The organism is Nostoc sp. DedVER02 (genome assembly GCF_034530675.2).
Taxonomy (GTDB): domain Bacteria; phylum Cyanobacteriota; class Cyanobacteriia; order Cyanobacteriales; family Nostocaceae; genus Nostoc.
In genome coordinates, this window is record NZ_JAVRCP020000086.1 from 1 (window position 1) to 777 (window position 777).

General features: G+C 44.5%; 1 protein-coding gene. It reads left to right on the top strand.

What is annotated here, in order from left to right:
* On the top strand, nt 1-777 hold a 777-nt coding region (locus tag RMZ41_RS31960; RefSeq protein ID WP_409876332.1), incomplete at both ends, for an IS4 family transposase.

Below are 777 nucleotides of genomic sequence, written 5' to 3' on the forward strand. Positions count from 1 at the left end.
AGGAAACAACACGGATGTAGGTTTTTATATTCATCCAACCCTAATATTGGATGCAGAAAATGGATTTCCCTTGGGGATAAGCGCAGTACAACTATGGACTCGAGACATAAACCATGCTGATAAGCATGAGCGAAACTACCAAAAATTGCCGATAGAACAGGAAGAGTCATATAAATGGCTGCGTTCGGCAACCGATACTCAAAGATGTTTGAGTCTTGGGTCAGCCAAAGTAGTGACTCATATCGCCGACCGAGAAAGCGATTTATATGAGGAATTTGCCACTGTACCAAATCGAGATAATCATGTCTTGGTAAGAGCGCGCCAAGACCGTCGCCTTGCAGAACAAACTCAATCGCTTTATACGTATTTAAACCAACAACCTAGCGAGGGAACTTATACCGTGGATGTCCCAGCAGATTCACGTATCGGTAGAACCGCAAGGGAGGCATTATTAATTGTTCGCCGTGCGGTGGTGAAAATTCAACGTCCAGATAAATTAAGTACCTTAGATTATCCTGCAAGTGTGATGCTTTACGCAGTTGAAGCAGTGGAAGTCAACCCCCCTGTAGGTCAAGAACCGATTCATTGGCGATTGTTGACTACTCACCAAGTCATTTGTTTAGAACAAGCACTACAAGTGCTTCGATGGTACACATGGCGATGGCGAATTGAACAACTGTTTGCCACCCTCAAAACCGCCGGATTAAATCTCGAAGCTACCCAGTTAGAGTCGATTGCTGCCATTCAACGACTAACTGTGTTGGCTTTGTCAGATGC